This window comes from Sphingosinithalassobacter tenebrarum, assembly GCF_011057975.1.
Lineage (GTDB): Bacteria > Pseudomonadota > Alphaproteobacteria > Sphingomonadales > Sphingomonadaceae > Sphingomonas > Sphingomonas tenebrarum.
Map to the genome: position 1 here is coordinate 3,650,397 of NZ_CP049109.1, position 12,450 is coordinate 3,662,846.

A 12,450-nucleotide genomic window follows, 5' to 3' on the forward strand; every position below is an offset into this window, starting at 1 on the left:
TGCCCCTCCATCACGCTGCTGCGCAGCGCGGTCCCCCTCCCCGAGACAAGCTCGGGGGAGGAACTTTATTCGTGCCGCAGTGCGTCGATCGGGTTGAGCCGGGCGGCGCGGCGCGCGGGAAAATAGCCGAACACCACGCCGGTCAGTGCCGATATGGCGAAGCTCAGCGTGTTGATCGACGGATCAAAGGCGAAGGGAATGCTGAGCGCCGAGGACGCCCACCAGCTGGTGAAGAAGGCAATCACGATTCCGATCAGCCCGCCGAGACACGAAAGCGCGACTGCCTCGACCAGGAATTGCAGCAGCACTTCCTTTCCCAGCGCGCCGATGGCAAGGCGGATACCGATCTCGCGCGTCCGCTCGGTCACCGACACCAGCATGATGTTCATGATCCCGATCCCGCCGACGAGCAGGCTGACCGCCGCGATCGCCGCGACGAACATCGTCATCTGCTGCGTCTGCTGGGTCACGGTCGCGGCGAATTCGGCGCTGTCAAAGATGTTGAAATTGTCCGGCTGGCCGGCGCGCTGATGCCGCCGCTCGCGCAGCAGCGCGGTGATCGACTGTTTCACCGTATCGGTGTCGAAACCGTCCTGCACCGACACGATCATCGCGCGGATGTCCTGATTGCCGGTGAAGCGGCGCTGGACCGCCTTGATCGGCATCACGACCGAATTGTTCGGATCGTTGAACCCGCCGCTGTCACGCTTTTCGAGCACGCCGACGACTTCGCAGCTGACGCTGCCGAGGCGGAAGCGCTGCCCGGCGGCGTCGCCGTCGGAGAACAGGTTTTCGCGGATCGTGTCGCCGATGACGCACACTGCCTTGCCGGCAACCTGCTCGGCCTGCGTAAAGGGGCGACCGCTGGCGAATTCCAGATTCTGCGAATCGAAATATTCGTTGCTCGATCCGGTGATCGTCGTCGTCCAGTTCTGCGCGTTGCGCACCGCAAGCGCGGACGACGTGACCTGCCCGGCCACCGATCGGACGCCGCCAATCTGTTCGCGCAGCGCGTCGATATCGTCCTGGTCGAACGAGGGGGGCGGCGCGCCGCCGCCGCGGCCGCTGCTGGAACTGGGGAAGATGGTCAGCGTGTTGGTGCCGAGCGAACTGATCGATTCCTGCACCGAAGCGGAAATGCCGTTGCCCAGAGTCACCATCGTGATGACCGAGAAGACACCGATGATGATGCCGAGCGTTGTCAGGAACGAACGCAGCTTGTGCCGGGCGATTTCGCGCAGCGACAACAGGATCGTCGTATAGAGCATCAGCGCGCCTCCGCCGGAGCGCGGCCGGGATTGCGGTCCACCCGCTCGACCAGCCCGTCCTTGAAATGGACGATGGTGCGCGCGAATTCGGCCATGTCGGGCTCGTGCGTGACCATCAGCACGGTGATGCCGCTGTCGCGATTGAGCGAAGAAAGCAGCTCCATGATCTCGATCGAGCGTTCGCTGTCGAGATTGCCGGTCGGTTCGTCGGCGAGCAGCACATCGGGCTGCGTAACGATCGCGCGCGCAATGGCGACGCGCTGCTGCTGGCCACCCGACAGCTCCGCCGGCGTGTGATCGGCCCACGGCGCCAGCCCGACCTTGTCGAGCGCGGCCATCGCCATGTCGTAGCGCAGCTTGCGGTTCTCGCCGCGATAGAGCAGCGGCAGCTCGACATTTTCGAGCGCGGTGGTGCGCGCGAGCAGGTTGAACCCCTGAAAGACGAAGCCGAGATAGCGCCGCCGCAGCAGCGCGCGCTGGTCGCGATCAAGCTTTTCGACATGGACGCCGCGGAACAGATAGGCCCCGCCCGAAGGCACGTCGAGACAGCCCAGGATGTTCATCGTCGTCGACTTGCCCGAGCCCGAGGCGCCCATCACCGCGATGAAATCGCCGCGCTCGACGGTCATGTCGACGCCTTTCAGCGCCTGGAACGCAGTCGCCCCTTCCCCGAAGGTCTTGGTAACGCCTTCCAGCCGAATGAGCGGATCAGTCATCGTCGCCCGCATCGGCGGCAGCGGCGGCGGCGGCCGAACGGACGCCGACGATCACCTGCATGCCTGCCTTGAGGTCCTCGCCGCGCACTTCGGTACGGCTGCCGTCGCTCGCGCCGGTGACGACCTGCACGGGCTGCGGCTTGCCGTCCTCGCCCAGCACATAGATGGTCTGGCGGCTGCCTTCGCCGATTTCCTTTTGCTGTTCGCCGCGATTGGGGCCGAAGCGCATCTGGAATCCGCCGCCGCCCGATTCCGGGCCCTCGCTCGGCTTGAAGCGCAGCGCGCCGTTGGGGATCAGCAGCACATTGTCGCGCGAGTCGGTCTGGATCGTCGCGGTCGCGGTCATGCCCGGGCGCAGGATCAGATCGGGATTGTCGACGGTCAGCACCGCGGCATAGGAAACCACCTGCGAAGCGCTGGCCGCGCTGCTCGTCGTCGAGGAACTGCCCTGCGCCGACAGGTTCGAGCCGAGGTCAACGCGCTGGATTTCCGCCGGGAAGGTCCGGCCGGGAAAGGCATCGACCGTGAAGCTGGCCTTCTGACCCGGCGCGACTTCGCCGACATCGGCTTCGTCGACCGCGACTTCCAGCTTCATGCTGGTCAGATCCTCCGCGATCACGAACAGCGTCGCGACGTTGAACGAAGCGGCGACCGTCTGGCCGGCATCGACCTGCCGCGCGAGCACCACGCCGTTGACGGGCGAGCGGATCACCGCCTTGTACCGCTCGGTTCGGCTTGCCGAGAGCGATGCCTGCGCCGAAGCGACATTGGCCTGCGCCGCGCGCAGATTGGCGCGGGCGCGCGCCACTGCGGCCTCGGCCGATTCCATTTCGGTCTTCGAAGGCACGCGGCCGCCCGACAGCCGTTCGACTTCCTGCATCCGTGCGAGCTGCGCCTGCGCTTCCTGCAGCGTTGCGCGCTGCTGCGCGACCGACGCGACATTGGCGTTGAGCGACGCTTCGCCCTGGCGGATCTGGTCGTCGAGCCGCGAGGGATCGATCACCGCCAGCGGCTGGCCCTTGGTGACGCGATCATTGACTTCGACCAGCACGCGATCGACCAGCCCGGAAATTTCCGAACCGACATCGACCTGGTTGGTCGGGGCCAGCTTGCCCGTCGCCGAAACGGTGACGTTGAGCTGGCCGCGCTGCACTTCGGCCGTCGCGTAGCTCGGCGGCGGCGCAGGTGCCATGCAGCGCGCAATCAGCAGCAACAGAAGCAGCACGCCGATCGCAATGGAAATCCATTTCAGGCTCAGGAATCGCCGCCAGCGCGGCTTGCGCTTGGCACCAAGGAATTCGTCGAGTTCGGGATCGTCGGCCATCAGCGTTCCTGACTGGTTGGCAAGGGCTCGAGCGGTTCATCGGGGGCCTGGGGGACAATCGAGCTGTCCCAGCCGCCGCCGAGCGCGAGATAGAGCTGGATGAGGGCGCTCGCCTGATCGGCGCGCGCCTGGGCAAGGCCGTTGCCCGCGCTGAGCAGCGAGGCTTCGGCCTGGTTGAGCGTCGTGAAATCGGTCAGCCCGGTACGATACTGGCTGCGCGAAAGGATCGCGACATTGTTCGCCGCGTCGAGCGCGTCGGCAAAATAGCGTTCGCGCTCGCGCGCGCTGCGCAGTGCCGCCAGCGCGTTCTCGATATCCTCGAGCGAAGTCAGCACCGTCTGCTTGTAGGCGAAGAAGGCGCCCTGCGCCGCGGCTTCGCTGGCGCGAATCTGGCTGCCGGTGCGGCCGCCGTCGAAAATGGTCTGCGCGATATTGGCGAACAGCCGCCCGGTGATGACATCGGTCAGCGTGTCGAAGCTGCTGGCGCCGGTATTGATGCTGCCGCCGACGGTGAGCGACGGGAAAAGCTGCGCGCGCGCCACGCCGATCCGCGCGGTGGCGGCGGCAAGATTGCGTTCGGCGCTGCGGATATCGGGGCGCTGGCGCAGCGTATCGGCGGGAATGCCGACCGACACACTGCCCGGGCCCTGCGGGATCGCCTTCGTTTCCGCCAGTTCCTGCTTGAGCGCGCCCGGCGGCAGGCCCAGCAGCACCGCGAGCCGCGAAACCGTGGCGTTATAGCTGGCTTCGAGCTGGGGAATGGTCGCCGCGGTCTGCGCGCGCTGCGACCGCGCCTGTTCGGCGTCGAGCGAGGAGACCAGTCCCGCCTGCACGCGGAACCCGGCGATTTCCAGATTGTCGTCCTGGATCGTCAGCGAACGGCGCGCATTGTCGAGCTGCGCCTGGAGCAGTCGCGCCTGGACATAGTTGCGCGCGATTTCCGCCTCGACCGAAATCAGTACCGACGCATAGTCGAAACCGGCGGCCGCGTAATCGGCGCGCGACGCGGCGACGCCGCTGATCGTGCCGCCGAACAGGTCCACCTGATAACTGGCATCGGCGCCGAGCGAGATGCTGTTGGAGCCGCCCTGGCTGTAGGAGGTGACTGTGCCGTCGGGCAGCGTCGTCGTCGTGGTGCCGCCGCGCAGCGCCTCGCTGCGCGAATAGCCGCCCGAAGCGCCGAGCGTGGGATAGAGCGACGCGCGCGACTGGACCAGCGATTCGCGCGCCTGCCGAAGCCGCGCAACCGCCTGCGCGACATCGAGATTGGCCTCGCGCCCGCGCTCGACCAGATCGGCGAGCATCGGATCGTCGAAATTTTCCCACCATTGCGTCAGCCGCTCGGCCTCGGCTTCGTCGGCGGGCACCGAATAGCTGTCCGGCACGCCCAGCTCGGAAGGCGCCGCAGGACGATATTCCGGCCCCTGCACGCAAGCGGCAAGCAGCAGCCCGGGAATCAGCGGTACGACTCTGTGAAAGGTCATGGGTGCGTTGCATAACTAAAACAGTCGCCGATGCCACGCAAAATTTGTCGCAAAATGTATCGGCGCGCAGTTCGGCGGCGGCGCGTCGCCGATCTTGGCTTGCGCTCGACGCGCCCGCAGGGGCATGGAGGCGCGGGGGAGCGACCAGCGGAGGCACAGGCATGAGCGACATCTATCCCGTACCCGAAGAATGGGCGAAGCGCGCCCGGCTGGACGCGGCGGGCTATGAGAAGATGTACGGGCTTTCGCTCGCCGATCCGGGCAGTTTCTGGCTGGAACAGGCGCGGCGGCTCGACTGGATCAAGCGCCCCGAACTCGCCGGCGACTGGTCGTTCGACGAAGAGGATTTCCACATCAGCTGGTTTGCCGACGGCAAGCTGAACGTCGCGGCGAACTGCATCGACCGCCATCTGAAGAAGCGCGGCGCGGCGACTGCGATCATCTGGGAACCCGACGATCCCGACATGGCGCCGATCCGGCTCAGCTATCTCGAGCTGCATCGCGAAGTCTGCCGGTTCGCCAATGTGCTGAAGGCGCAGGGCGTCAGGAAGGGCGACCGCGTCACCATCTACTTGCCGATGATCCCGGAGGCCGCGTTCGCGGTGCTCGCCTGCGCGCGGATCGGGGCGATCCATTCGGTCGTCTTCGCCGGCTTCTCGCCCGAGGCGCTCGCCGGGCGCATCACCGATTGCGATTCGACCGTCTGCATCACCGCCGACGAAGGGCGGCGCGGCGGGCGGCGCACGCCGCTAAAGGCCAATGTCGATGCCGCGGCGGGCCATGCTCCGGCGCTCGAAAAAGTGATCGTCGTCCAGTCGACCGGCGGCGACGTGACGATGACCGAAGGCCGCGACATCTGGTATCACGAGGCGGCCGCCGATGTTTCGGACGATTGCCCGCCCGAGCCGATGGACGCCGAGGACCCGCTGTTCATCCTCTACACCTCGGGATCGACCGGCAAGCCCAAGGGCGTGCTCCACACCAGCGGTGGATATCTGCTCTGGGCGAGCCTCACCCACGAACTCTGTTTCGACTATCGCGAAGGCGAGGTCTTCTGGTGCGCCGCCGATATCGGCTGGGTCACCGGGCACAGCTATATCCTCTACGGCCCGCTCGCCAACGGCGCGACGACAGTGATGTTCGAAGGCGTGCCCAACTGGCCCGACGCCAGCCGCATCTGGCAGGTTGTCGACAAGCATCAGGTCAACACGCTGTTCACCGCCCCCACCGCGCTGCGCGCGCTGATGAAGGACGGCGACGAGTATGTGAAAGCGACCAGCCGTGCCTCGCTGCGGCTGCTCGGCACGGTCGGCGAGCCGATCAATCCCGAAGCATGGCGCTGGTATCACGATGTCGCGGGCGACGGGCGCTGCCCGATCATCGACACCTGGTGGCAGACCGAGACCGGCGGCGCGATGATCGCCCCGCTGCCCGGCGCGACCGACCTGAAACCCGGAAGCGCCACCAGGCCGCTTCCGGGCATCGATCCGCAACTGGTCGATCCCGACGGCAATATCCTGCACGGCGCGACTCAGGGCAATCTGGTGATCGCGCGCAGCTGGCCGGGGCAGATGCGCACCGTGTGGAACGATCACGCGCGCTTCTTCGAAACCTATTTCACGACCTACAAGGGCAAATATTTCACCGGCGACGGATGCCGCCGCGACGAGGACGGCTATTACTGGATCACCGGCCGCGTCGACGATGTGATCAATGTGTCGGGCCACCGCATGGGCACCGCCGAGGTGGAAAGCGCGCTGGTCGCGCATCCCAGGGTCGCCGAGGCTGCCGTGGTCGGCATGCCGCATGCCGTGAAGGGCCAGGGCATCTACGCCTATGTCACGCTCAACGCCGGGTGCGAGCCGGGCGAGGAACTGCGCGGCGAGCTGATCAAATGGGTCCGCAGCGAAATCGGCCCGATCGCCACGCCCGACGCACTGCAATTCGCGCCGGGTCTGCCCAAGACCCGCTCGGGCAAGATCATGCGCCGCATCCTGCGCAAGATCGCCGAAAACGACGTGTCGAGCCTGGGCGACACCAGCACCCTCGCCGACCCGGCGGTGGTCGACGATCTGGTCGAGAATCGCGTGGTGCATGCCTGACGAACGGATCGCGCTGGTCGAAGGCGACATTACGCGCCTCGAAGTCGATGCAATCGTAAACGCCGCCAACAGCTCGCTGCTCGGCGGCGGCGGCGTCGACGGCGCGACCCATCGCGCGGCCGGGCCGGGCCTGCTCGAGGAATGTCGCAAGCTCTATGCGCTCGGCGGATGCAAGACCGGTGACGCGAAACTCACCGGCGGCTATCGCCTGTCAGCGCGGTGGATCATTCACACGGTCGGCCCGGTCTGGCGTGGCGGCGACAATGGCGAGTCGGATCTCCTTGCCTCCTGCTACCGGCGCTGCTTCGCCATCGGACGCGAGCAGGAAATGAAGTCGATCGCCTTCCCCGCAATATCGTGCGGCATCTATCGCTTTCCGATCGAACATGCAGCCCGGATCGCGGTGGCGGAGGCCCGTGCGGCGCTTACCATAGATCCGGCTCTCGAGGTCAGCTTCTGCACCTTCGCGCCGGACGTTACCAACGCCTATCGCAGCGTGCTCGGCTAAGTTGCAGCGCCCGGCGCATCGCCCTAAATTACCGCGAATGACCCGCAGCCTGCCCGACCGCATCGCTGGGCGCCTCGACCCCGAAGGCGCCGTCGCGGCAGTCGCGGCCGAAGTCATCCAGGAAAAGGCAGAGGCGCTCGCCGACACCAAGCGCAAGCTCAAGGAACGCCTCGCCGCGCTGGCGGAAGCCACCGACGATACGGAACGCGCGCAGGCCCTGCGCGCCGCCGCCGACGCCGCCTATGGCTTCGTCATCCAGCGCGAACTCTGCGGCCTGCGCGACAGCGACGGTGCGCTCGCGCAGCTCGGCGCCCCGCGCGCGGTGATCGTGCGGATGGGCGTTCGCTGACTCCTGCCCTGCAAAGGGAGGAACTCAACCCGCCAGCACCTCGTCCACCCATGCCGGCACCAGCACCCCGGCCGGCCCCATCCGGCTCTCGTCGAACCAGTGGCTGCCTTCGGACGGCTCCAGATTGAGCTCGAGCGTTTGCGCGCCATAATGATTGGCGAGCTGGACGAACCCTGCGGCCGGATAGACCGCCCCCGACGTCCCGATCGAAACGAACAAGTCAGCCTGCGCCAGCGCGACTTCGATCTCGTCCATCCGATACGGCACTTCGCCGAAGAAGACGATGTCGGGCCGCAGCGCTTCCATCCCGCACGCGCCGCACGCCTGCCCCGGCGGCATCGCCTCGCGCCAGGGCCGCCGCGCGCCGCACCGCGCGCACAGCGCCGAGAGCAGCTCGCCATGCATGTGCAGCGTCCGCCTGGCCCCGGCCCGCTCGTGCAGGTCATCGACATTCTGCGTGACGATCAGCAACTCGCCCCGCCATTCGGCATCGAGCTTTGCGAGCGCATGATGCGCCGGATTGGGCTGAACTTCGCCGAGCTTGGCGCGGCGCATATCGTAGAACTGGTGCACCAACCCCGGATCGCGCGCGATCGCTTCGGGCGTGCAGACATCCTCTACGCGATGCCCCTCCCACAATCCGTCCGGCCCGCGAAAGGTGGCGACGCCGCTTTCGGCGGAAATCCCAGCGCCGGTGAGAATGACGATGTTGCGAATGCTGGCCATCCCCCAACTCTAACGCAGGCACGACGCCCGCCCAAGCGCCGCCAAACTTGCGGCAGCGCAAGAACGCCGCCAAGATCAGCCAAAAGGCAACAGGGGGATCCGATGGCGGCAAAAAAGAAGAATCCGACTGGCAGCAATTTCGGGGTGATCGACTTGCTTGCGATCGGCGCCGCGGCATTTGTCGCGTTCAAGTTCGTCCCCGCCTATGCCGACTGGACATCCTATCGCTACGATCCCGTGCCCGGCGAGGAATGCGTGCGTCAGATGGACGCGGAATGCGCACGCCAGGCGTTTGACGAGGCCTATGGCCCCACGGACGCACCCTATTCGCGCAAGCTCAACCAGCAATGGGTCTGGGCGCTGCGGTTCATCGATACCAACGAGGATTATCGCAGCCAGCTCGACACGGTCTTCGAACAGGGCAAGCGCGAGATACTCGGTGCCGGCCTGAGCGAGCGAAAGGCGGGCGACCTGCTCGGCCTGGCCAACATCCTCCACCATATGGGCCGTGACGAAGACGCGATGGCGTTCTTCGAAAATGTCGTCGAACGGCAGGAAGAGGCCGATGCGACGATTCCGAAACGGATGCGGCGCTATGGCCCGAGCCAGCTGGGAGGACCGCCAAACTGCCTGCGGGGCGAAGAGGACCATCGGTTTCTGAGCGAAAGCGACAATTATGCCGAACTGGATGTCGGCATCGACTTTCAGAACCCCTGCTATCTGGAATATTTCCGGCGCCGCAGCGACATCGATCTGGAACCGGTCATCGCACGAAGCCTGGACACGATGCGCGCAAAGCGACAGGCCCAGGGCGAAATGGATGCCTGGAATTACGATGGCGAGCCGCTGACGCATGACGAATATGTCGACAAGGTAGCATTTCTCGCCACGCTGATCGCCTATCGCGAGAATGACGGCTGGGGCCGGGTGTTCGACTGACCCCTACCGGCGGCTAGTTGGCCTCCAGCCAGCGTTGCGCCTCGGTAAGCTGGCGCTCGAGCACCGCGATCGCTTCCAGCTTTTCCGACTGGGTTTCGGCGGGGACGCTATGCCGATCGGCTGTGTTCGGCCCGAAGGGCGAGCTGTTGTAATATGCCCGGTCCTTCGCGGCCTTTCCGCGCAGCAACGCAACATTGCCTGCATAGCCGGCCCGCTTCTTCGCCGCGTTTATCCCAGCCTTGACCCGCGCCTGCGACAGAAAGCGCAAAACCGCTGTGGCGCCAACGACGCCCAGCCCCGCCACCATCAGCACGGGCGCGAGGAAATAGCTGGCATTGCCATCCATCATACCGAGCAGCATCCCATCCCAGATGGTCGGCATCAGCGCCGCGATGACAATCAGCACCAGTCCGACGGCATAGAGCGCAACACCCGCCCCACCGAGCAGCCAGCTGCCTTTCTGTGCCTGGTAGGCGGCTTCATAGACATAGCCCTGTCGGGTCTTGTGGATCAGATAGGGAAGCTGAATCAGGTCCTCGACATAGCGCTGCCCCTCGGGTCCGAACTTCTCGGCGAGCTTCTTGCGGCGATAGAGGAGATCCTGACGCAGATGGTCGACCTTGGTCGCATAGTTCGGCCGGTCGAAATCCTCGGGGTCATGGTCGATGACTTCGAGCGTCAGCAGCTCGGTTTCCAGATATTCGCGCGCCGATCCGTCGCGCTCCATGTTGCGATCACGCGCCAGAAGCTTGTCGAAGATCTGTTCCAGCTTGAAGTTCGCCATATAGGCGAGCCCTTCGCGGTCGGCCACGGGGTCGCGTACCGGCCGGCTCAACTCGTTCTCGATGCGGCGGAGCTTCGCATTGGCCGACGAGACATCGAGATAGGTAAGCGTATTGATGACTGAATTATAATCCCATTTGCTCATGGTCGCGTAAGCCTCGCATTTTCATCCGTTCTCCTGCCGAAATCATTGCCGACATCGGCCGCCGACGCAATTCTATGAGGCAGCAGGCCAATCTGCGCGCCGCCGTTGCCGGAAGCCACACGCCCCCTTTCCCCCCTGTCCTACACGCCCCCTTTGTGCCACAGGGCTGGCGATGATGTGCATCCTCGCCTCGCGCCGTCGCGCCACGCTTTCCCTTCGCCGTTGCGGGCAGGGGAAATCAGGGGGGACGTGCCGTCTCTTTTGTCTCTTTTCGCCGGATTGGGGGAGCGTTGCGGCATGACGAAGCTGGGGATTTACGGCAGTCTCGGCCGCATGGGTCAGGCGATCGCGAATGTCGCGCCGGAAGAAGGCGCGATGATCTGCGGCGGCGCTGATATCGGCGATGATCCGCTCGAACTGGCCAAGCAGTGCGACGTGCTGGTCGATTTCTCCGCCGCCCCCGCGATCGAGGCGCATCTCGCCGCCGCGCGCGCGGCGAAGACGCCGATTGTCATCGGCACCACCGGGCTCACTTCCGCGCATCAGGCGGCGATCGACGCGGCGGCGGGCGAGATCGGCGTGCTGCAGACGGGCAATACCTCGCTCGGCATCGCGCTGCTGGCGAAACTGGTGCGCGAAGCGGCACAGCGGCTCGGCACCGACTGGGACATCGAAATCGTCGAGATGCATCACCGCAACAAGGTCGATGCGCCGTCGGGCACCGCGCTGATGCTCGGCGAGGCGGCGGCCGGGGGGATCGGCAGCACGTTTACCGAAGCGGGCGTGATCGGCCGCGCGGGGCTCACCGGCGCGCGCGCGAGCGGCACGGTCGGTCTCGCCTCGCTGCGCGGCGGCAGCGTGGTCGGCGATCACAGCGTCGTCTTCGCGGGCAATGGCGAGCGGATCGAACTGACGCATCGCGCCGACGATCGCGCGATCTTCGCGCGCGGCGCCGTGCGCGCGGCCATGTGGCTCGCGAAACAGCCCGCCGGGCGCTACGACATGGGCGCGGTTCTGGGGCTGTAACCGCTTTGAAAAAGGCTGATATCGTCGAATTCTTCGCGCGGCTGGCCGAGGCCAATCCGCACCCGGAAACCGAGCTCGAATCGGTCAACGACTATACGCTCCTCGTCGCCGTCGTGCTGTCGGCGCAGGCGACCGATGCGGGGGTGAACAAGGCGACTCGGCGGCTGTTCGCGCAAGTCGACACGCCCGAAAAGATGGTCGCGCTCGGCGAGGACGGGCTCAAGGAGCACATCAAGACGATCGGCCTGTTCAACAGCAAGGCAAAGAACGTCATCGCGCTGAGCGAAAAGCTGATCGCCGAGCACGGCAGCGCGGTGCCCGCCGATCGCGACGCGCTCGAGCAGCTCCCCGGCGTCGGGCGCAAGACCGCCAACGTCGTGATGAACGTGGCCTTCGGGCAGGAGACCTTCGCGGTCGACACGCATATCTTCCGCGTCGGCAATCGCACCGGCCTCGCCCCGGGCAAGACACCGCTGGCGGTGGAAAAGAAGCTGGAAAAGGCAGTGCCGCAGCCCTTTCGCCTGCACGCTCATCACTGGTTAATCCTGCATGGCAGATATGTGTGCAAGGCTCGGACCCCTGAATGCTGGCGATGCAACGTCGCCGATCTGTGCGCGTTCAAGCCGAAGACGCCGCCTCACGACGCGAAGCGCGCCAAGAGCGGCGAAGCGAAGAAGAGGAACGCATGATGAAAGCCCTGTTTCTGGCCCCCGTCCTGATGCTGATCGGCGCCGCCCCCGCCGCGCAGGACGTTCCCGAAGCGACGCCCGCCGGCGAAGCGGTCGACTGTATCTCGGCGCACCGGATCAACCACACCCGCGTCGAAAGCGACCGGGTGATCGATTTCCACATGATGGGCGGCAAGGTCTATCGCAACGAATTGCGGATGCGCTGCCCCGGCCTCAACGCCAATCGCACCATCATGTACGAGCTGCACACCACGCAGCTCTGTTCGCTCGACACGATCACCGTGATCCATCAGCCCGGCCTGATGCGCGGCGCGACCTGCGGACTGGGCAAGTTTCAGCCGGTGACGCTGGCAGGCAACTAAGCGCTGGCGCAGGCGCGCGGGCTTTGCTA

The 12,450-nt window shown here is 65.8% G+C and carries 13 protein-coding genes; 7 read left to right on the forward strand and 6 right to left on the reverse strand.

Features of this window, described 5'->3' with window-relative positions; all coding sequences use genetic code 11:
- Positions 1 to 65: 65 nt before the first annotated feature.
- From G5C33_RS18120 to G5C33_RS18135, 4 genes are read right to left on the reverse strand one after another with little or no spacing between them, the layout of a single operon-like run.
- On the reverse strand, positions 66 to 1,268 hold the full coding sequence (locus G5C33_RS18120) for an ABC transporter permease (RefSeq protein WP_165328430.1): 1,203 nt from the start codon (positions 1,266 to 1,268) through the stop codon (positions 66 to 68).
- Complete coding sequence (locus G5C33_RS18125) at positions 1,268 to 1,984, reverse strand: ABC transporter ATP-binding protein (RefSeq protein WP_165328431.1); 717 nt, start codon at positions 1,982 to 1,984, stop codon at positions 1,268 to 1,270. Before G5C33_RS18125 ends, G5C33_RS18120 begins: the two co-directional genes overlap by 1 nt.
- Complete coding sequence (locus tag G5C33_RS18130) at positions 1,977 to 3,308, reverse strand: efflux RND transporter periplasmic adaptor subunit (RefSeq protein WP_165328432.1); 1,332 nt, start codon at positions 3,306 to 3,308, stop codon at positions 1,977 to 1,979. The genes G5C33_RS18125 and G5C33_RS18130 overlap by 8 nt, the downstream gene beginning before the upstream one ends.
- Positions 3,308 to 4,792 carry an efflux transporter outer membrane subunit gene (locus G5C33_RS18135; protein ID WP_165328433.1) on the reverse strand — a complete coding sequence of 495 codons (1,485 nt, stop codon included), beginning with the start codon at positions 4,790 to 4,792 and terminating at the stop codon, positions 3,308 to 3,310. The genes G5C33_RS18130 and G5C33_RS18135 overlap by 1 nt, the downstream gene beginning before the upstream one ends.
- A 161-nt stretch (positions 4,793 to 4,953) precedes the next feature.
- Here G5C33_RS18135 and acs point away from each other — a divergent pair, with 161 nt between their 5' ends.
- From acs to G5C33_RS18150, 3 genes are read left to right on the forward strand one after another with little or no spacing between them, the layout of a single operon-like run.
- Positions 4,954 to 6,894: an acetate--CoA ligase gene (gene acs, locus G5C33_RS18140; RefSeq protein ID WP_165328434.1), complete on the forward strand. Its 1,941-nt coding sequence runs from the start codon at positions 4,954 to 4,956 to the stop codon at positions 6,892 to 6,894.
- Entirely contained in the window at positions 6,887 to 7,402 is a 516-nt protein-coding gene (locus G5C33_RS18145; RefSeq protein ID WP_165328435.1) for an O-acetyl-ADP-ribose deacetylase, read from the forward strand. Before acs ends, G5C33_RS18145 begins: the two co-directional genes overlap by 8 nt.
- Before the next feature lie 37 nt (positions 7,403 to 7,439).
- A complete protein-coding gene (locus tag G5C33_RS18150; RefSeq protein ID WP_165328436.1) occupies positions 7,440 to 7,751 on the forward strand; it encodes a DUF6665 family protein in 312 nt (103 codons plus the stop codon).
- A 24-nt stretch (positions 7,752 to 7,775) separates the two neighbouring features.
- Here the strand turns inward: G5C33_RS18150 and G5C33_RS18155 are convergent, their stop codons facing one another.
- A complete protein-coding gene (locus G5C33_RS18155; protein WP_165328437.1) occupies positions 7,776 to 8,477 on the reverse strand; it encodes an NAD-dependent deacylase in 702 nt (233 codons plus the stop codon).
- 102 nt (positions 8,478 to 8,579) lie between these two features.
- On the opposite strand from G5C33_RS18155, the gene G5C33_RS18160 reads away from it, so the two are divergent.
- Entirely contained in the window at positions 8,580 to 9,416 is an 837-nt protein-coding gene (locus G5C33_RS18160) for a hypothetical protein (RefSeq protein ID WP_165328438.1), read from the forward strand.
- Between the two features lie 13 nt (positions 9,417 to 9,429).
- On the opposite strand, the gene G5C33_RS18165 is transcribed toward G5C33_RS18160, so the two are convergent.
- Complete coding sequence (locus G5C33_RS18165; protein WP_165328439.1) at positions 9,430 to 10,344, reverse strand: hypothetical protein; 915 nt, start codon at positions 10,342 to 10,344, stop codon at positions 9,430 to 9,432.
- A gap of 297 nt (positions 10,345 to 10,641) precedes the next feature.
- Here G5C33_RS18165 and dapB point away from each other — a divergent pair, with 297 nt between their 5' ends.
- From dapB to G5C33_RS18180, 3 genes are read left to right on the forward strand one after another with little or no spacing between them, the layout of a single operon-like run.
- The gene (gene dapB / locus G5C33_RS18170) at positions 10,642 to 11,370 is read left to right on the forward strand and encodes a 4-hydroxy-tetrahydrodipicolinate reductase (protein WP_165328440.1); all 729 of its coding nucleotides are present in this window, start codon (positions 10,642 to 10,644) and stop codon (positions 11,368 to 11,370) included.
- Between the two features lie 5 nt (positions 11,371 to 11,375).
- Entirely contained in the window at positions 11,376 to 12,059 is a 684-nt protein-coding gene (gene nth / locus G5C33_RS18175; protein WP_165328441.1) for an endonuclease III, read from the forward strand.
- Positions 12,056 to 12,421, forward strand: coding sequence for a hypothetical protein (locus tag G5C33_RS18180; protein ID WP_165328442.1), 366 nt, complete (start codon positions 12,056 to 12,058; stop codon positions 12,419 to 12,421). Before nth ends, G5C33_RS18180 begins: the two co-directional genes overlap by 4 nt.
- Positions 12,422 to 12,450: the final 29 nt, after the last annotated feature.

Coding starts and splice junctions, on each gene's coding strand:
- G5C33_RS18150 (WP_165328436.1), top strand. CDS start 7,440: ATGACCCGCAGCCTGCCCGACCGCATCGCTGGGCGCCTCGACCCCGAA.
- G5C33_RS18165 (WP_165328439.1), bottom strand. CDS start 10,344: ATGAGCAAATGGGATTATAATTCAGTCATCAATACGCTTACCTATCTC.
- G5C33_RS18135 (WP_165328433.1), bottom strand. CDS start 4,792: ATGACCTTTCACAGAGTCGTACCGCTGATTCCCGGGCTGCTGCTTGCC.
- dapB (WP_165328440.1), top strand. CDS start 10,642: ATGACGAAGCTGGGGATTTACGGCAGTCTCGGCCGCATGGGTCAGGCG.
- G5C33_RS18130 (WP_165328432.1), bottom strand. CDS start 3,308: ATGGCCGACGATCCCGAACTCGACGAATTCCTTGGTGCCAAGCGCAAG.
- G5C33_RS18180 (WP_165328442.1), top strand. CDS start 12,056: ATGATGAAAGCCCTGTTTCTGGCCCCCGTCCTGATGCTGATCGGCGCC.
- G5C33_RS18120 (WP_165328430.1), bottom strand. CDS start 1,268: ATGCTCTATACGACGATCCTGTTGTCGCTGCGCGAAATCGCCCGGCAC.
- G5C33_RS18145 (WP_165328435.1), top strand. CDS start 6,887: ATGCCTGACGAACGGATCGCGCTGGTCGAAGGCGACATTACGCGCCTC.
- G5C33_RS18160 (WP_165328438.1), top strand. CDS start 8,580: ATGGCGGCAAAAAAGAAGAATCCGACTGGCAGCAATTTCGGGGTGATC.
- acs (WP_165328434.1), top strand. CDS start 4,954: ATGAGCGACATCTATCCCGTACCCGAAGAATGGGCGAAGCGCGCCCGG.
- G5C33_RS18125 (WP_165328431.1), bottom strand. CDS start 1,984: ATGACTGATCCGCTCATTCGGCTGGAAGGCGTTACCAAGACCTTCGGG.
- G5C33_RS18155 (WP_165328437.1), bottom strand. CDS start 8,477: ATGGCCAGCATTCGCAACATCGTCATTCTCACCGGCGCTGGGATTTCC.